The organism is Pseudomonas sp. PS01297 (genome assembly GCF_029959305.1).
GTDB lineage: Bacteria > Pseudomonadota > Gammaproteobacteria > Pseudomonadales > Pseudomonadaceae > Aquipseudomonas > Aquipseudomonas helleri.
In genome coordinates this window covers 39,845-58,360 of the sequence record NZ_JASCPQ010000016.1, presented here as the reverse complement: position 1 = coordinate 58,360, position 18,516 = coordinate 39,845, and the positions used below count along the sequence as shown (strand labels likewise).

Annotated in this window: 15 protein-coding genes and 2 tRNA genes; 16 read left to right on the top strand and 1 reads right to left on the bottom strand. The window is 56.0% G+C overall.

The genetic code is table 11. The features are described 5' to 3' along the window. Positions 1-172: 172 nt before the first annotated feature. The 3 genes from carA to greA all read left to right on the top strand — a co-directional run bounded on the left by carA (position 173) and on the right by greA (position 5,118). Positions 173-1,309: a glutamine-hydrolyzing carbamoyl-phosphate synthase small subunit gene (gene carA / locus QMX84_RS07800; RefSeq protein ID WP_048373250.1), complete on the top strand. Its 1,137-nt coding sequence runs from the start codon at positions 173-175 to the stop codon at positions 1,307-1,309. Positions 1,310-1,423: 114 nt separating this feature from the next. Then, positions 1,424-4,645 carry a carbamoyl-phosphate synthase large subunit gene (gene carB / locus QMX84_RS07795; protein WP_153334016.1) on the top strand — a complete coding sequence of 1,074 codons (3,222 nt, stop codon included), beginning with the start codon at positions 1,424-1,426 and terminating at the stop codon, positions 4,643-4,645. Then, the gene (gene greA / locus QMX84_RS07790) at positions 4,642-5,118 is read left to right on the top strand and encodes a transcription elongation factor GreA (protein WP_153334014.1); all 477 of its coding nucleotides are present in this window, start codon (positions 4,642-4,644) and stop codon (positions 5,116-5,118) included. The genes carB and greA overlap by 4 nt, the downstream gene beginning before the upstream one ends. A 292-nt stretch (positions 5,119-5,410) precedes the next feature. Here the strand turns inward: greA and yhbY are convergent, their stop codons facing one another. After that, positions 5,411-5,719 carry a ribosome assembly RNA-binding protein YhbY gene (yhbY, locus tag QMX84_RS07785; RefSeq protein ID WP_048373256.1) on the bottom strand — a complete coding sequence of 103 codons (309 nt, stop codon included), beginning with the start codon at positions 5,717-5,719 and terminating at the stop codon, positions 5,411-5,413. Between the two features lie 105 nt (positions 5,720-5,824). On the opposite strand from yhbY, the gene rlmE reads away from it, so the two are divergent. From rlmE to truB, 13 genes are all read left to right on the top strand, one after another. After that, positions 5,825-6,475 (top strand): 23S rRNA (uridine(2552)-2'-O)-methyltransferase RlmE, encoded by a 651-nt coding sequence (gene rlmE, locus QMX84_RS07780; protein ID WP_019410404.1) that lies wholly within the window; start codon positions 5,825-5,827, stop codon positions 6,473-6,475. A 190-nt stretch (positions 6,476-6,665) separates the two neighbouring features. Further along, complete coding sequence (gene ftsH / locus QMX84_RS07775; RefSeq protein WP_278941714.1) at positions 6,666-8,579, top strand: ATP-dependent zinc metalloprotease FtsH; 1,914 nt, start codon at positions 6,666-6,668, stop codon at positions 8,577-8,579. 8 nt (positions 8,580-8,587) lie between these two features. Then, on the top strand, positions 8,588-9,439 hold the full coding sequence (gene folP, locus QMX84_RS07770; protein ID WP_282363527.1) for a dihydropteroate synthase: 852 nt from the start codon (positions 8,588-8,590) through the stop codon (positions 9,437-9,439). A gap of 16 nt (positions 9,440-9,455) precedes the next feature. Continuing rightward, on the top strand, positions 9,456-10,793 hold the full coding sequence (gene glmM, locus QMX84_RS07765) for a phosphoglucosamine mutase (protein ID WP_048373262.1): 1,338 nt from the start codon (positions 9,456-9,458) through the stop codon (positions 10,791-10,793). Between the two features lie 66 nt (positions 10,794-10,859). Continuing rightward, on the top strand, positions 10,860-11,615 hold the full coding sequence (tpiA, locus tag QMX84_RS07760) for a triose-phosphate isomerase (protein WP_282363526.1): 756 nt from the start codon (positions 10,860-10,862) through the stop codon (positions 11,613-11,615). Positions 11,616-11,619: 4 nt separating this feature from the next. Further along, positions 11,620-12,003, top strand: a complete 384-nt coding sequence (gene secG, locus QMX84_RS07755; protein WP_048373267.1) for a preprotein translocase subunit SecG — start codon at positions 11,620-11,622, stop codon at positions 12,001-12,003. A gap of 29 nt (positions 12,004-12,032) precedes the next feature. Then, positions 12,033-12,118 (top strand) — tRNA-Leu (locus tag QMX84_RS07750). A gap of 97 nt (positions 12,119-12,215) precedes the next feature. Continuing rightward, positions 12,216-12,292: transfer RNA gene (locus QMX84_RS07745), tRNA-Met, on the top strand. A 142-nt stretch (positions 12,293-12,434) separates the two neighbouring features. Continuing rightward, positions 12,435-12,893 carry a ribosome maturation factor RimP gene (rimP, locus tag QMX84_RS07740; protein ID WP_262123741.1) on the top strand — a complete coding sequence of 153 codons (459 nt, stop codon included), beginning with the start codon at positions 12,435-12,437 and terminating at the stop codon, positions 12,891-12,893. A 47-nt stretch (positions 12,894-12,940) separates the two neighbouring features. Then, positions 12,941-14,422, top strand: a complete 1,482-nt coding sequence (nusA, locus tag QMX84_RS07735) for a transcription termination factor NusA (protein ID WP_019410397.1) — start codon at positions 12,941-12,943, stop codon at positions 14,420-14,422. Between the two features lie 27 nt (positions 14,423-14,449). Further along, a complete protein-coding gene (infB, locus tag QMX84_RS07730) occupies positions 14,450-16,969 on the top strand; it encodes a translation initiation factor IF-2 (RefSeq protein WP_153334002.1) in 2,520 nt (839 codons plus the stop codon). Positions 16,970-17,127: 158 nt separating this feature from the next. Further along, a complete protein-coding gene (rbfA, locus tag QMX84_RS07725; protein WP_048373275.1) occupies positions 17,128-17,526 on the top strand; it encodes a 30S ribosome-binding factor RbfA in 399 nt (132 codons plus the stop codon). A gap of 3 nt (positions 17,527-17,529) precedes the next feature. Next, positions 17,530-18,447 (top strand): tRNA pseudouridine(55) synthase TruB, encoded by a 918-nt coding sequence (truB, locus tag QMX84_RS07720; RefSeq protein WP_048385660.1) that lies wholly within the window; start codon positions 17,530-17,532, stop codon positions 18,445-18,447. The last annotated feature ends 69 nt before the right edge of the window (positions 18,448-18,516 follow it).

The following is an 18,516-nucleotide window of genomic DNA, read 5'->3' as shown; positions in this document are numbered from 1 at the left end:
GGCTCTTTTAGCGGTAGACCAAAAAAGCCTTTTTCTGTAAGCTACAGCTTTAGTGTGTCCACTAAAAGCGCGCAGATAATTCGATGAAGAAGCGGGGTGACGTGTCCATACGTCACTCCGCTTTTTTACAACCTGCGATCGCCCTTTCAGGCTTTATTTACGGGAGGTCTTCTTGACTAAGCAAGCCATACTCGCCCTCGCTGATGGCAGCATTTTTCGCGGCGAAGCCATTGGGGCCGACGGTCAGACCGTTGGTGAGGTGGTGTTTAACACCGCAATGACTGGCTACCAGGAGATCCTGACGGATCCTTCCTACGCTCAGCAAATCGTGACCCTGACTTACCCGCATGTTGGCAATACCGGCACTACACCGGAAGATGCCGAGTCTGATCGTGTTTGGTCCGCAGGTTTGGTAATCCGTGATCTGCCGCTGGTTGCCAGCAACTGGCGTAACACAATGTCGCTGTCTGACTACCTGAAAGCCAACAATGTTGTGGCAATCGCCGGTATCGACACGCGCCGTCTGACCCGTATTTTGCGTGAGAAAGGCGCGCAAAACGGCTGCATCATGGCCGGTGACAACATTTCTGACGAAGCTGCGATTGCAGCGGCGCGCGGTTTCCCTGGCCTGAAAGGCATGGATCTGGCGAAAGTTGTCAGCACCGACAAAACCTACGAATGGCGTTCGAGCGTCTGGAACCTGGCAACTGACAGCCACCCGACTATCGAAGCCAGCGATCTGCCTTACCACGTAGTGGCTTATGACTACGGCGTAAAGTGGAACATCCTGCGCATGTTGGTTGAGCGTGGCTGCCGCGTCACCGTTGTACCGGCGCAAACGCCTGCCAGCGATGTGTTGGCGCTCAACCCGGATGGCGTGTTCCTGTCCAATGGCCCGGGTGACCCTGAGCCTTGCGACTACGCAATCACGGCTATTCAAGAAGTGCTGAAGACAGAGATTCCGGTATTCGGTATCTGCCTGGGCCACCAGCTGCTGGCACTGGCCTCCGGCGCCAAGACCGTGAAAATGGGTCATGGCCACCACGGCGCGAACCACCCGGTTCAAGACCTGGACACCGGTGTTGTGATGATCACCAGCCAAAACCACGGTTTTGCGGTTGATGAGGCGACCCTGCCTGCCAACGTGCGTGCCATCCACAAGTCGCTGTTCGACGGTACCCTGCAAGGTATCGAGCGTACCGACAAGAGCGCTTTCAGCTTCCAGGGTCACCCTGAAGCAAGCCCTGGCCCGAACGACGTTGCGCCGCTGTTCGATCGCTTCATCAATGAGATGGCCAAGCGCCGCTGATCAGTCCTTTGTAATGAGTAGCCCAAGGCGGCCCCGAAATCGGCGGCCCCTTGGGCGGCTCAGGAACCTGATTGACGGCTTGCCGACTGACCTGCGGATTTGAGTGACAAACCCATGCCAAAACGTACAGACATTAAAAGCATCCTGATTCTCGGCGCTGGCCCGATTGTTATCGGCCAGGCGTGCGAATTCGACTACTCCGGCGCCCAGGCCTGTAAGGCTCTGCGTGAGGAGGGCTACCGCGTCATCCTGGTGAACTCTAACCCGGCCACCATCATGACCGACCCGGACATGGCCGATGCGACCTATATCGAGCCGATCAAGTGGCAAACAGTTGCCAAGATCATCGAAAAAGAGCGTCCAGACGCTCTGCTGCCAACCATGGGCGGCCAAACTGCCCTGAACTGCGCACTGGATCTGGAGCGCGAAGGCGTTCTGGAGAAGTTCGGCGTAGAAATGATCGGTGCCAACGCTGACACCATCGACAAGGCTGAAGACCGTTCGCGTTTCGACAAGGCCATGAAGTCCATCGGTCTGGATTGCCCGCGCTCCGGTATCGCTCACAGCATGGAAGAGGCCAACGCGGTTCTCGAAAAGCTGGGCTTCCCGTGCATCATTCGTCCGTCCTTCACCATGGGCGGTACCGGTGGCGGTATCGCTTACAACCGTGAAGAGTTCGAAGAGATCTGCTCTCGTGGTCTGGACCTGTCGCCAACCAAAGAGCTGCTGATCGACGAATCGCTGATCGGCTGGAAAGAGTACGAAATGGAGGTTGTCCGCGATAAGAAGGACAACTGCATCATCGTTTGCTCGATCGAAAACTTTGACCCGATGGGCGTGCACACCGGTGACTCGATCACCGTGGCGCCAGCACAAACCCTGACCGACAAAGAATACCAAATCATGCGTAACGCCTCGCTGGCGGTACTGCGTGAGATCGGCGTTGAAACCGGCGGTTCCAACGTTCAGTTCGGTATTTGCCCGAACACTGGCCGTATGGTCGTGATCGAGATGAACCCGCGTGTATCCCGCTCGTCGGCGCTGGCTTCCAAAGCCACTGGCTTCCCGATTGCGCGTATCGCTGCCAAGCTGGCGATTGGCTACACCCTGGACGAACTGCAAAACGAAATCACCGGCGGCGCGACCCCGGCGTCCTTCGAGCCGTCCATCGACTACGTTGTGACCAAGCTGCCACGCTTTGCTTTCGAGAAGTTTGCTAAAGCCGATGCGCGCCTGACCACGCAAATGAAGTCCGTGGGTGAAGTAATGGCCATCGGCCGTACTTTCCAGGAATCGTTGCAGAAAGCCCTTCGCGGTCTGGAAGTGGGCGTTAGCGGTCTTGATCCAAAGCTGGACCTGAGCAACCCGGAAAGCATGGCTGTGCTCAAGCGCGAGCTGACGGTGCCAGGCGCCGAGCGTATCTGGTACGTGGCTGACGCGTTCCGTGCGGGCATGACGGTCGAAGACATTTTCGGCATGAACATGATCGACCCTTGGTTCCTGGTGCAGATCGAAGATCTGATCAAGGACGAAGAAAAGATCAAGACCATGGGCCTGTCTGCGATCGATCGCGACACCATGTACCGCCTCAAGCGCAAAGGCTTCTCTGACGCACGTCTGGCTGTATTGCTGGGTGTGACCGAGAAGAACCTGCGTCGCCACCGTCACAAGCTGGAAGTGTTCCCGGTTTACAAGCGCGTTGACACCTGCGCGGCCGAGTTCGCCACTGACACCGCGTACATGTACTCGACCTATGAGGAAGAGTGCGAAGCCAACCCGTCGGACCGTGACAAGATCATGATCCTGGGTGGCGGTCCTAACCGCATTGGTCAGGGTATCGAGTTCGACTACTGCTGCGTTCACGCGGCGCTGGCGTTGCGTGCCGATGGTTACGAAACCATCATGGTTAACTGCAACCCGGAAACAGTTTCGACCGACTACGACACCTCGGATCGTCTGTACTTCGAATCCGTGACCCTCGAAGACGTGCTGGAAATCGTGCGTGTCGAGAAGCCTAAGGGCGTGATCGTTCAGTACGGCGGCCAAACTCCGCTGAAACTGGCACGTGCGCTGGAAGAAGCCGGCGTGCCGATCATCGGTACCAGCCCTGACGCCATCGACCGTGCAGAAGACCGTGAGCGCTTCCAGCAAATGGTTGAGCGCCTGAACCTGCGTCAGCCGCCAAACGCCACTGTGCGCAGCGAAGACGAAGCGATTCGTGCTGCCGGCAAGATCGGTTACCCGCTGGTTGTTCGTCCGTCCTACGTGTTGGGCGGCCGTGCGATGGAAATCGTTTACGAAGAAGAAGAACTCAAGCGTTACCTGCGCGATGCGGTGAAAGTGTCCAACGACAGCCCGGTGCTGCTGGACCACTTCCTCAACTGCGCAATCGAAATGGACGTTGATGCGGTCTGCGACGGCACTGACGTTGTGATCGGCGCGATCATGCAGCACATCGAACAGGCTGGCGTTCACTCCGGTGACTCTGCTTGCTCGCTGCCGCCGTACTCGCTGCCGCTGCACATCCAGGACGAGATGCGTGAGCAGGTCAAGAAAATGGCGCTGGAGCTGGGCGTAGTTGGCCTGATGAACGTGCAATTGGCCCTGCAAGGCGAAGACATCTACGTGATCGAAGTGAACCCGCGTGCATCGCGTACCGTTCCTTTCGTGTCCAAGTGCATCGGTGTCTCCCTGGCAATGATCGCTGCCCGCGTGATGGCCGGTAAGACCCTGAAAGAAATCGGCTTCACTAAAGAAATAATTCCAAACTTCTACAGTGTGAAAGAGGCGGTCTTCCCGTTCGCCAAGTTCCCTGGCGTTGACCCGATTCTCGGCCCGGAGATGAAGTCCACCGGTGAAGTGATGGGCGTGGGCGACACCTTTGGTGAGGCTTTTGCCAAGGCGCAAATGGGCGCTAGCGAAGTGCTGCCGACCGGCGGTACTGCGTTTATCAGCGTACGTGACGATGACAAGCCGCTGGTGGCCGCCGTTGCACGTGATCTGATCGACCTCGGTTTTGAAGTTGTATCGACTGCTGGCACTGCCAAGTTCATCGAAGCCGCTGGTTTGAAAGTGCGCCGTGTGAACAAGGTGACTGAAGGCCGCCCTCACGTTGTCGACATGATCAAAAACGATGAAGTGACGTTGATCATCAACACCACTGAAGGTCGTCAGTCGATTGCTGACTCTTATTCCATCCGCCGCAACGCTCTGCAGCACAAGATTTACTGCACCACGACTATTGCTGCTGGCGCGGCGATCTGCGAAGCGCTTAAATTCGGTCCTGAAAAAACCGTACGTCGCTTGCAGGATCTACACGCAGGATTGAAGGCATGATCAAATACCCAATGACGGTCCAGGGCGCGAAAGCCCTGGAAGAAGAGCACACTCATCTGACCAAGGTTATTCGGCCCAAGCTGAGCCAGGATATCGGCACGGCGCGTGAGCTGGGCGACCTCAAGGAAAACGCTGAATACCATGCTGCCCGTGAGCAGCAGGGTATGGTTGAGGCGCGTATTCGTGATATCGAAGGCCGCATGCAAAACGCGGTCATCATTGATGTCACGACTATCCCTCACACCGGCAAAGTGATTTTCGGTACCACGGTTGAAATCGCGAACGTTGAAACTGACGAATCCGTGACGTATCAGATCGTGGGTGAGGATGAGGCTGACATTAAGCTCGGAAAAATCTCTGTGGGTTCGCCCATTGCTCGCGCCTTGATTGCCAAGGAAGAGGGTGACGTGGTCGCGGTGAAAACACCGAGTGGCGTCATTGAGTACGAGATTGTCGAAGTGCGTCATATCTAAGTAACAGCGCCCGCTTCGTGCGGGCGTTCTGCTTTAGCGGTCAGCCCGGATGTTGCGGGCTGGCAGCTGGCAGGTGCAGTACAACGAATTTGTACGATGCTGGTCACAACCGACTGGCATCGCTGATGTACAAGGCGCTCGTCAGTACGCGTTATAGCGTTTTGAGGGTGGCTGTCGGCGGGAAGTGTTGCGTTGGGCGGATCTGATTGCCTGATGCATTGCGCGGGCAGTTTTGCTATTGGTAAGCAAGAGTGTCAGGGCGCGCCAGGCGCACCCTTGACTCCTGTCGGCATCACTTGAAGCGATGGATGTTCGACAGGTTCTTGTTAACATTGACGTTCTTGCGGTACAGAAGCGCCATTTTGCCGATAATCTGTACCAGTTCCGCTTTGCCGGCCTTGCAGAGTTCTGCAATGGCTTCCAGGCGAGACTCGCGGTCCAGGATGTTGACTTTGATTTTAATCAACTCGTGATCGCCCAATGCGCGTTCGAGTTCGGCTAAAACACCTTCAGTCAAACCATTATCAGCCACAGTCAATACTGGTTTCAGATGGTGGCCAATGGATTTGTACTGTTTCTTCTGCTCTTGAGTGAGCGGCATAATCTGACCCCTGTGTCTGATCTTGTAAAAGCGGCGGCCAGTTTACCCGAGCGAGTCCGGGACCGCCCAGTTAATCACGACCCGTTTATATTTTTGAGGTGGCCCGTGGCCCGTTCCAAGACTAGCCTTAACTGGCTGAAAGAGCATTTCAACGACCCATACGTCAAAATGGCGCAAAAGGATGGGTACCGCTCACGTGCAAGTTACAAGCTGCTGGAGATCCAGGAGCGTGACCGTTTGATCCGTCCGGGCATGACCGTAATTGACCTGGGCGCAGCCCCGGGTGGCTGGTCGCAGGTGACCAGTCGTCTGATTGGTGGCCAAGGGCGTTTGATCGCTTCCGACATTCTGGACATGGACAGCATCCCGGACGTGACCTTCATTAAAGGTGACTTTACTGAGGACGCCGTTCTGGCCCAGATTCTCGAGGCCGTCGGAAATACACAGGTAGACCTTGTGATTTCAGATATGGCCCCCAATATGAGTGGATTGGCCGCCGTAGATATGCCGCGTGCAATGTTCCTTTGCGAATTGGCGCTGGATCTTGCCGGGCGTGTACTGCGTCCAGGTGGTGATTTCTTGATCAAGGTCTTCCAGGGTGAGGGCTTCGACCAATACCACAAAGACATCCGCAAACTTTTTGATAAAGTGCAGATGCGCAAGCCGACGTCGTCACGAGACCGGTCTCGCGAGCAGTATTTATTGGGGCGCGGCTTCCGCGGCATCGAAGGTTCGGCCAGCGATGAGCGTCTCTAACTGAAGTGATAGCTTTTTTTGTATCGCTTTACAGAACTGACATAACGAATATTGTGTAGGCAAGTTTCACAAAGGGTTACAGACGGAGCCTGCAAGGGTTGTAGGCAATGTAGTAAGTTATGCCGGTGAATATCATGCGAAGCACGCTTCAATAGCGGGGCTTGCTTCAGAGGGTAGCTAATTGAACGATATGGCAAAGAATCTGATCCTGTGGTTGATCATCGCAGCTGTCCTGGTGACGGTGATGAACAACTTCTCCAGTCCAAACGAGCCACAAACCCTCAACTATTCCGACTTCATCCAGCAAGTTAAGGATGGCAAAGTCGAGCGCGTTGCCGTGGATGGCTACGTGATCACCGGCAAACGCAGTGATGGCGATACCTTCAAAACCATTCGTCCTGCTATTCAGGACAACGGTTTGATCGGCGATCTGGTTGATAACCATGTGACCGTAGAAGGCAAACTGCCTGAGCAGCAAAGCATCTGGACTCAATTGCTGGTAGCGAGCTTCCCGATTCTGGTGATCATCGCGGTCTTCATGTTCTTCATGCGTCAAATGCAGGGCGGTGCCGGCGGTAAAGGCGGCCCGATGAGCTTTGGCAAGAGCAAGGCGCGTCTGTTATCAGAAGACCAGGTCAAAACGACCCTGGCTGACGTAGCAGGCTGCGACGAAGCGAAAGAAGAAGTGGGCGAGCTGGTTGAGTTCCTCCGTGATCCGGGCAAGTTCCAGCGCCTGGGCGGCAAAATTCCTCGTGGCGTGCTGATGGTTGGCCCGCCAGGTACCGGTAAAACCTTGCTCGCCAAGGCGATTGCTGGCGAAGCGAAAGTACCGTTCTTCACGATTTCCGGTTCTGACTTCGTTGAAATGTTCGTGGGTGTCGGTGCAAGCCGCGTTCGCGACATGTTTGAACAAGCTAAAAAGCACGCACCTTGCATCATCTTCATCGACGAAATCGACGCTGTCGGTCGTCACCGTGGCGCCGGTATGGGCGGCGGTCATGATGAGCGTGAGCAGACCCTCAACCAGTTGCTGGTTGAGATGGACGGCTTTGAAATGAATGACGGCATCATTGTGATTGCCGCAACCAACCGCCCTGACGTACTTGACCCTGCGCTGCTGCGTCCAGGCCGTTTTGACCGTCAGGTGGTGGTGGGCTTGCCGGACATCCGTGGTCGCGAGCAGATCCTCAAAGTGCACATGCGTAAAGTGCCGGTGGGTGATGACGTTCAGCCGGGTGTGATTGCACGGGGTACGCCAGGGTTCTCGGGTGCAGACCTCGCGAACCTGGTGAACGAGGCTTCCTTGTTCGCTGCGCGTACCGGTAAACGTATTGTTGAAATGAAAGAGTTTGAGCTGGCCAAAGACAAAATCATGATGGGCGCCGAGCGCAAATCGATGGTGATGTCGGATAAAGAGAAGCGCAACACGGCGTATCACGAGGCGGGTCACGCTATCGTCGGTCGTGTGGTGCCAGAGCATGACCCGGTATACAAAGTGTCGATCATTCCACGTGGTCGTGCGTTGGGCGTGACGATGTTCCTGCCGGAAGAGGATCGCTACAGCCTCTCCAAGCGTGCTTTGATCAGCCAGATCTGCTCGCTTTACGGTGGTCGTATTGCTGAAGAAATGACCTTGGGCTTTGACGGTGTTACCACCGGCGCCTCCAACGACATCATGCGTGCGAGCCAGATTGCGCGGAACATGGTGACCAAGTGGGGCTTGTCCGAGAAGCTGGGTCCGTTGATGTACGCCGAGGATGACGAGTCATACCTGGGGCGTGGCGGTGGTGGTCAGGGTGCGAGCGTTTCGGGCGAGACCGCCAAGCTGATTGACTCTGAAGTGCGCAGCATCATTGATGAGTGCTATGGCACGGCCAAGCAGATCCTCACGGACAACCGTGACAAGCTTGAAGCCATGGCTGATGCACTGATGAAGTACGAGACGATTGATGCTGATCAGATCGACGACATCATGGCGGGACGTACTCCACGCGAGCCGCGTGATTGGGATGACAGCGGTAAGGGCACTCCGACTCCGCCGCCGACGCTGGACAAGACCGATCGTCCAGAAGCGCCTATCGGCGGTCCTGCAGCTGATCACTAAGGCTTGAAATGACTTCTGTTCAGTCCCTGTCCCGGTTGCCTTGCGGCAACCGGGTTCTTGATTTAGCCCATACGCATGTTATGGGTATTCTCAACGTTACCCCTGATTCCTTTTCTGACGGTGGTCGCTTTGCGCCGGCGGATTCGGCTGTGCGCCATGCAGAGTCGATGGTGCTGGCGGGCGCAACCCTGATTGATGTGGGAGGGGAGTCGACGCGTCCGGGTGCCCGTGTAGTCCTGGCACAGGAAGAGCTTGATCGGGTAGCCCCTGTGGTTGAGCGCATCAGTCGTGAACTAGATGTGATTATCTCGGTCGATACCTCCACGCCAATCGTCATGACGGAAGTTGCGCGCCTCGGTGCGGGGCTTATCAATGATGTTCGCTCGTTACGTCGTGAAGGTGCCTTGCAGGCTGCTGCAGCTACAGGTTTGCCGGTGTGCTTGATGCACATGTTGGGTGAGCCGGGCGATATGCAGGATAATCCGCATTACACGGATCTGGTGGGTGAGGTCTCGGCGTTTCTGCTGGAGCGTACCCGGCAATGCGTTGCGGCCGGTATTGCGCCAGAGCGTATTGTGCTGGACCCAGGGTTTGGCTTTGCAAAAACACTGCAACATAACCTCAGCTTGTTCAAGCATATGGAGGCCCTGCATGCGTTGGGGCGGCCTTTGCTGGTGGGTGTGTCGCGTAAAAGTATGATTGGTCAGGCGTTGAATCGGCCTGTCACTGAGCGCTTGTCCGGCAGCCTTGCGCTGGCGGCACTTGCCGTGACCAAGGGCGCGCGTATTTTGCGTGTCCATGATGTGGCCGAAACGGTTGATGTGGTACGGATGATCGCAGCGGTAGAGTCCGCCGACTAAGAATGATGGAGCACTTATGACGAAGAAGTATTTTGGCACCGACGGTATTCGCGGTCGCGTCGGCGTTTATCCGATTACCCCGGATTTCATGCTCAAGTTGGGTTGGGCAGCGGGTATGGCGTTTCGTAGCATGGGTGCTTGTCGGATTCTGGTGGGCAAGGACACGCGTATTTCTGGTTACATGTTTGAATCGGCGCTGGAAGCGGGCCTGTCGGCTGCGGGTGCAGATGTCATGCTTCTGGGGCCAATGCCGACACCGGCCATTGCGTACCTCACGCGAACTTTTCATGCCGAAGCCGGCATCGTGATCAGTGCCTCGCACAATCCTCATGACGACAACGGCATCAAGTTTTTCTCGGGTGAGGGTACCAAGCTCCCCGATGAAGTTGAGCTGATGATCGAAGAGTTGCTCGACGCACAGATGACCGTTGTGGACTCGGACAAGCTTGGCAAAGTGTCGCGTATCAATGATGCGTCCGGTCGCTATATCGAATTCTGCAAAAGCAGTGTGCCGACCAGTACCAACTTTAGCGGCCTGAAAGTGGTTCTCGACTGCGCCCACGGCGCGACCTACAAGGTTGCCCCTAGCGTGTTCAAAGAGCTGGGCGCCAACGTTACGGTGTTGTCGGCCCAGCCCAATGGTTTGAACATCAACGACAACTGCGGCTCGACGCATATGGAGTCGTTGCAGGCGGCTGTACTGGCTGAAAAAGCAGACCTGGGTATCGCCTTCGACGGTGACGGTGACCGCGTGCTGATGGTGGATCACACGGGCGCCATTGTTGATGGTGACGAGTTGCTGTTCATCATTGCGCGAGACCTGCATGAGCGCGGCAAGCTGCAGGGTGGTGTGGTGGGCACGCTGATGAGCAACCTGGGGCTTGAGCTGGCCTTGGCTGACCTGGGTATTCCATTTGTGCGTGCCGGTGTCGGTGACCGTTATGTGATTGCTGCACTGCAAGAGCGTGACTGGCAGATCGGTGGTGAAAACTCCGGGCATATCGTTTGCTTCCAGCACACCACAACCGGCGATGCGATTATTGCGGCGCTGCAAGTGTTGTTGGCGCTGCGTCGTCGTGGTGAAAGCCTCGCTCAAGCGCGTCAAGCGCTGCGCAAATGCCCGCAAGTGCTGTTGAACGTGCGTTTTAGCGGGGGCGTCAATCCAGTTGAGCACCCGGCTGTAAAAGAAGCGTGTGCACGTGTTACCGATGAAATGAAGGGTCGTGGCCGCGTGTTGCTGCGCAAGTCTGGCACTGAGCCTTTGGTGCGTGTCATGGTCGAAGGTGACGACGAAAACATGGTTCGCGGCTACGCAGAAGAGCTGACAAAGCTAGTAAGTGAAGTTTGTGCCTGATTTCGGCTTGCAAGCGTTGATTTGGTTGGGTAACATCTGCGCCCACTTTGACCGACGAGGTAAAGCATGCGTCGCACTATGGTAGCTGGTAACTGGAAGATGCACGGTACCCGCGCCAGCGTCGCTGAGCTGATCGATGGTCTGCGTAATCTGGACTTGCCGAGTGATGTTGAAATCGCGGTATTCCCGTCTGACTTGTTTATTGATCGTGTAATCAATGGCTTGGAAGATACGCCAATCTCGGTTGGCGCTCAGGATGCTGCGATAGACTCCAAGCAAGGTGCGCTGACTGGGGAGATATCTCCAAGCCAGTTGGTGGATGCGGGTTGTGAGCTGGTGTTGATAGGGCACTCTGAGCGACGCCTGATTTTAGGTGAGTCGGACGAGACGCTGAATCGCAAGTTTGCAGCCGCTCAAGCTTCTGGCTTAACGCCGGTGTTGTGCATAGGGGAGACCCTGGAGCAGCGCGAAGCGGGGCAAACGCTTGAGGTTGTAGAGCGTCAACTGAACGCTGTCATTGATGAGTTCGGTATTGATGTCTTTGCAAGCGCAGTGATTGCATACGAGCCGGTCTGGGCTATTGGTACCGGGCTGACTGCAACACCGCAGCAAGCGCAAGATGTGCATGCGGCCATTCGCGCACAGCTGGCGCAGAAGAATCCTGAGGTGGCACAAAGTGTGCGGCTTCTATACGGCGGCAGCGTGAAGGCGGCCAATGCGGTCGAACTGTTCAGCATGCCGGATATCGATGGGGGGCTCATTGGTGGGGCTTCCCTGAATGCAGATGAGTTCGGTGCGATTTGTCGCGCCGCGGGAAACTGAGAAAATGCTGGAAACAGTCGTAGTGGTTTTTCATCTGTTGGCTGCATTGGGTGTAATTACCCTGGTATTGCTGCAACAGGGTAAAGGTGCGGATGCTGGAGCATCTTTCGGAGCAGGTGCATCAAATACTGTGTTCGGAAGCCAAGGTTCCTCTACCTTTCTTAGTAAGTTTACTGCTATACTTGCCGCAGGTTTTTTCATAACCAGCTTAGGGTTAGGTTACTTTGCTAAAGAGAAAGCTCATGAGCTGACTCAAGTAGGTTTGCCAGATCCAGCAGTGTTGGAAGCACCAAAGCAAAAACCGGCTTCAGATGATGTGCCGGTGCTTAATGAGCAAAAGTCGGCTACTCCAGCGACTGACGTACCTCCAGCTCAAGAGCAAAAGTAAAACGGGTTTCATGATGTAACTGTAGTATTGCCGAGGTGGTGGAATTGGTAGACACGCAACCTTGAGGTGGTTGTGCCCATAGGGTGTAGGGGTTCGAGTCCCCTTCTCGGTACCAATTATCAAGAATGCCCGCAGTTGCGGGCTTTCTTGTATGTGGAAGGCTGGAATTGACCCTGCAAAGGATCAGCCGTATACTTCCGCTCCAGCTTTGTCGCGGGATGGAGCAGTCTGGTAGCTCGTCGGGCTCATAACCCGAAGGTCGTCGGTTCAAATCCGGCTCCCGCAACCAGTTTTAGCGGAGCCCCTTTTTCAGGGGCTTTTTGTTAACTGGACACTTTATAGCGTCGATATTCAGCGACGTTTCAGAGATGGGCGATTCGCCCATTTTTTTATTTTGCACAGCATGCACAAACATGCACTAGGGGGTTCAGGTGTCGAGCAAGCTAGAAGAGTTGCAGGCCTTGTTGGCCCCGGTGGTCGTGGCCCTTGGCTATGAATGCTGGGGTATTGAATTTTCGGCTCAGGGCCGCCATTCAATGTTGCGTGTGTATATCGACAAAGAAGGCGGCGTATTGGTGGATGACTGCGCAATTGTCAGTCGTCAAATCAGTGGCGTTCTGGATGTCGAAGATCCTATCGCTGTTGAATACACCCTTGAAGTTTCCTCTCCTGGCATGGAACGCCCTCTGTTCAATCTTGAACAGTTTGCCCAGTTTGTCGGTGAGCAAGTAAAGATCAAGCTGCGCTCACCCTTTGAAGGGCGACGCAACTTTCAGGGCCTTCTGCGCGGCGTAGAGGAGCAGGACATTGTGGTGCAAGTGGATGACCACGAGTTCTTGTTGCCGATCGATATGATCGACAAGGCCAACATTATTCCCAGTTTTGACTGAGACGCGGATCCCGCGGATCCAATGGCTTGCGAAAGGCGAGGCGTACGATGAGCAAAGAAGTACTGCTGGTTGTTGAGTCGGTGTCCAATGAAAAGGGCGTACCGGCAAACGTAATTTTTGAAGCGCTGGAGCTGGCTCTGGCCACCGCTACCAAAAAGCGTTTTGAGGACGAAGTCGATCTGCGTGTGGAAATCAACCGCCACACCGGTAACTATGAGACTTTCCGTCGCTGGACTGTGGTCGAAGACGAAGATCTGGATGATCCAGCAATCGAGTTGGCGGTAGACCAGGCCCAGGCAAAACAGCCAGGCGCTGTAGCCGGCGATATTATCGAAGAGAAAATCGATTCTATCGAATTCGGTCGGATTGCTGCTCAAACGGCCAAACAGGTCATTGTGCAGAAGGTCCGCGAAGCTGAGCGTGCTCAAGTAGTCGATGCTTATCGCGAGCGTTTGGGCGAGATCATTTCTGGCACCGTTAAAAAAGTGACACGTGACAACGTGATCGTCGATCTGGGTAACAACGCTGAAGCGTTGCTGGCCCGTGAAGACATCATCTCGCGTGAAACTTTCCGTGTTGGCGTGCGCCTTCGCGCATTGTTGAAAGAAATTCGCACCGAGAACCGCGGTCCTCAACTGATTCTGTCGCGTACTGCGCCAGAGATGTTGATCGAGCTGTTCCGTATCGAAGTTCCAGAGATCTCCGAGGGCCTGATCGAAGTGATGGCGGCCTCCCGCGATCCTGGGTCACGCGCTAAAATTGCCGTTCGCTCCAAAGACAAACGCATCGATCCGCAAGGTGCCTGCATTGGTATGCGTGGTTCACGCGTTCAGGCAGTGTCCGGCGAGTTGGGCGGAGAACGAGTGGATATCGTCCTGTGGGATGATAACCCGGCGCAGTTCGTGATCAACGCAATGTCGCCAGCAGAAGTAGCGGCAATTATTGTCGACGAAGATGCCCATGCAATGGACATCGCCGTTGGCGCAGACAATCTGGCCCAGGCGATTGGTCGCGGCGGTCAGAACGTACGTTTGGCTAGCCAGTTGACTGGCTGGACCCTGAACGTGATGACCGAATCGGACATCCAGGCTAAGCAGCAAGCAGAAACCGGCGACATCCTGCGCAACTTCATCGAAGAGTTGGAAGTTGATGAAGAGTTGGCGCAGGTGCTGGTTGATGAAGGCTTCACCAGCCTGGAAGAGATTGCCTACGTACCGGTGGAAGAAATGCTCAACATCGACGGCTTTGACGAAGACATCGTCAACGAGCTTCGCGCTCGGGCCAAGGATCGTTTGTTGACTAAAGCCATCGCTACTGAGGAAAAGCTGGCAGACGCCCATCCGGCCGAAGACCTGCTCTCGCTTGAGGGTATGGACAAGGATTTGGCGATGGAACTGGCGGTGCGCGGCGTAATTACCCGCGAAGACCTGGCCGAGCAGTCTATTGACGACCTGCTCGACATCGACGGCATTGACGATGATCGTGCCGGCAAGTTGATCATGGCCGCCCGAGCCCATTGGTTCGAGTAATTAGGCGCGGCCTGAGGAGAGAAATGCATGACGCAAGTCACGGTGAAACAACTGGCCGATGAGGTCAAAACACCGGTTGAGCGCCTGTTGCAGCAGATGCGTGAGGCAGGTCTGCCGCACACCGCCGCCGAGCAGAATGTGACCGACAGTGAGAAGCAAGCTCTGCTGACTCACCTGAAAAGCAGCCACAAGGCGAAAGTGGAAGAACCGCGCAAAATCACTTTGCAGCGTAAAACCACCAGTACCCTGCGTGTTGCTGGAAGCAAAAGCATCAGCGTTGAAGTACGCAAGAAGAAAGTCTTCGTACAGCAAAGCCCGGAAGAAATCGAAGCCGAGCGCAAGCGCGAGCTGGATGAACGCCGCGCAGTAGAAAATGCTGCACGTCAAAAGGCTGAAGAAGAGTCCAAGCGTCGCGCCGAAGAAGAAGCGCGTCGTCAGCCTGCGGCTGTTTCGGCTCCTGCACCTGCTCCTGCTGCCGCCCCTGCACCTGTGCAAGCTGCACCGGCAGCAGCGCCTGCGCCAGCTTCGGCTCCTGCAGCCGATGCACGCAAGCGTGATGAACAGCGCCGCCCTGATAAACCACGTGCTGACGACAACAATCGTCGCGGTGGCGGCGGTGATGGCGAGCGCAAAAACGCTCCGCATCGTGCTTCTGTTAAAGAGAAAGCGCCTGCTCCACGTGTTGCTCCTCGCACTTCCGAAGAAGAAAGCGATGGCTTCCGTCGCGGTGGTCGTGGCAAGAGCAAGCTGAAGAAGCGCAACGCTCACGGTTTCCAGAGCCCAACCGGCCCTGTGGTTCGTGACGTACAGATTGGCGAGACCATCACTGTCGGCGATTTGGCTGCACAGATGTCGGTCAAAGCTGCTGAAGTGATCAAGTTCATGTTCAAGCTGGGTACTCCAGCCACCATCAACCAGGTACTGGATCAGGAAACTGCCCAACTGGTTGCTGAAGAACTGGGCCACAAAGTCACTCTGGTCAGCGACAACGCCCTGGAAGATTCCTTGGCCGAGTCCCTGAAGTTTGAAGGCGAGTCGTTCTCCCGTGCACCGGTTGTGACCGTAATGGGCCACGTTGACCACGGTAAAACGTCCCTGCTCGACTACATCCGTCGTGCCAAGGTTGCTGCTGGCGAAGCCGGTGGTATTACTCAGCACATCGGTGCATACCACGTTGAAACCGAACGCGGCATGGTCACGTTCCTCGACACCCCGGGTCACGCCGCGTTTACCGCAATGCGTGCACGTGGTGCCAAGGCCACTGACATCGTGATTCTGGTTGTGGCTGCAGACGACGGCGTGATGCCGCAAACCATCGAAGCTGTTCAGCATGCGAAAGCGGCTGGCGTGCCGCTGGTGGTTGCAGTGAACAAAATCGACAAGCCAGGTTCTGACCTCGATCGCATCCGTAGCGAACTGTCCGTTCACGGCGTGACCTCGGAAGAGTGGGGTGGTGACACTCCGTTTGTTCCGGTCTCGGCGAAAATGGGTACCGGCGTTGACGAGCTGCTCGAAGCCGTCTTGCTGCAAGCTGAAGTTCTGGAACTCAAAGCCACTCCATCGGCTCCTGGCCGTGGCGTAGTAGTTGAGTCCCGTCTGGACAAAGGCCGTGGTCCTGTTGCGACTGTTCTGGTTCAAGACGGTACCCTGCGCCAAGGCGACATGGTGCTGGTCGGTTCCAACTACGGCCGCATCCGCGCCATGCTCGATGAGAACGGCAAGGCCATCAAGGAAGCCGGTCCATCCATCCCTGTCGAGATCCTCGGCCTGGACGGTACGCCAGACGCTGGCGACGAGATGAGCGTAATGACTGACGAGAAGAAGGCGCGTGAAGTTGCCCTGTTCCGTCAAGGCAAATTCCGCGAAGTGAAACTGGCGCGTGCTCACGCAGGCAAGCTGGAAAATATCTTCGAGAACATGGGCCAGGAAGAGAAGAAGACGCTTAACATCGTCCTCAAATCTGACGTCCGTGGTTCGTTGGAAGCTCTGCAGGGCGCTCTGAGCGGCCTGGGTAACGATGAAGTGCAAGTGCGCGTAGTGGGCGGCGGTGTCGGTGGTATCACCGAGAGCGACGCTAACCTGGCACTGGCCTCCAACGCTGTATTGTTCGGCTTCAACGTGCGTGCCGATGCCGGCGCTCGCAAGATCGTCGAGCAAGAAGGCCTGGACATGCGTTACTACAACGTCATCTACGACATCATCGAAGACGTCAAAAAAGCCCTTACTGGCATGCTTGGCAGCGACGTTCGGGAGAACATCCTGGGTATTGCTGAAGTCCGCGACGTGTTCCGTTCGCCTAAGTTCGGTGCAATCGCCGGTTGTATGGTTGTGGAAGGTGTTGTTCACCGTAACCGTCCAATCCGTGTACTGCGCGACGACATCGTTATCTTCGAAGGCGAGCTGGAATCCCTGCGCCGCTTCAAGGATGACGCGTCTGAAGTACGTGCCGGCATGGAATGCGGTATCGGCGTCAAGAGCTACAATGACGTCAAAGTCGGTGACAAGATCGAAGTGTTCGAGAAGGTCCAGGTTGCTCGCAGCCTCTAAATCGCGAGCTTCAAGAGCAAGGACGAGCCATCGCATGCCCATGCGCTGTGCTCGGTCCGGACTCTAAACGCAACGCCCGGTCCGGCTTCTGTCTGGCCGGGCGTTTGCCGCTTTCAGAACGCATGGGTTTCCCATGGGTGAGTAACAGGTAACAAGACATGGCAAAAGAATATAGCCGTACCCAACGAATCGGCGATCAGATGCAGCGCGAGCTGGCCCAGTTGATCCGTCGCGAAGTCAAAGACCCGCGCGTAGGTCTGGTCACCATTACGGCGGTGGAAGTGAGCCGTGACGTCGGTCACGCCAAAATTTTCATCACCGTCATGGGCCAGGACAACTCGCAAGACATCGCTCAGACCATCAAGGTGCTGAACGCTGCTGCGGGCTTCCTGCGTATGCAACTGGCACGTGAAATGAAGCTGCGCAGCGTTCCTCAATTGCACTTCCACTACGACGAAAGCGTCGCACGTGGTGCTCACCTGTCTGCGTTGATCGAGCGCGCAGTGGCTGAGGACAACCAGCACGACGCCTCTGCTCCTGAAGACACCAAGGAGTAAGCGGTGGCTCAGGTCAAGCGTATCCGTCGTAACGTCAGCGGCATTATCCTGCTCGACAAGCCGCTTGGATTCACCTCCAACGCGGCCTTGCAGAAAGTTCGCTGGCTGCTCAATGCCGAGAAGGCAGGGCACACCGGTAGCCTCGATCCATTGGCCAGCGGCGTATTGCCGTTGTGCTTTGGCGAAGCCACCAAGTTTTCGCAATACTTGCTCGATTCCGACAAGGGTTATGAAACCCTGATGCAATTGGGCAAGACCACCACCACCGCCGATGCGGAAGGTGAAGTTTTGCAAACGCGCCCAGTGACCGTTGGTCGCGCCGATATCGAAGCCGTTTTGCCTAAATTTCGTGGGCAAATCAGTCAGATACCGCCGATGTACTCGGCGCTCAAGCGCGATGGCCAGCCACTTTACAAGTTGGCGCGTGCGGGTGAAGTGGTGGAGCGTGAACCGCGTTCTGTTACTATTACCCGCCTCGAATTACTGGCCAGCGAAGGCGACACCGCGCGCTTGTCGGTTGACTGCACCAAAGGCACCTATATCCGTACCCTCGTGGAAGATATCGGTGAAGAACTGGGCTGTGGTGCATATGTTGCAGAGTTGCGACGCACACAAGCCGGACCTTTCAGCCTCGCGCAGACCGTGACGCTGGAAGAGCTGGAAGCCGTACACGCCGAGGGCGGCAACGAAGCGGTTGATCGCTTCCTGATGCCATCGGACAGTGGTTTGCTCGACTGGCCGCTGCTGCACTTTTCGGAGGCCAGCGCCTTCTATTGGCTTAATGGCCAGCCGGTACGTGCTCCCGATGCACCCAAGTTCGGTATGGTGCGGGTACAAGATCACAACGGTCGCTTTATCGGTATCGGTGAAGTGAGCGAAGACGGGCGTATCGCGCCACGTCGACTGATTCGGTCAGAATGACCGGAGCAGGTCGGTTCGAGGCTTAACGGCCGCGGACCGAACTGAAAGAGGGTGGCTGTTATTAGGCAC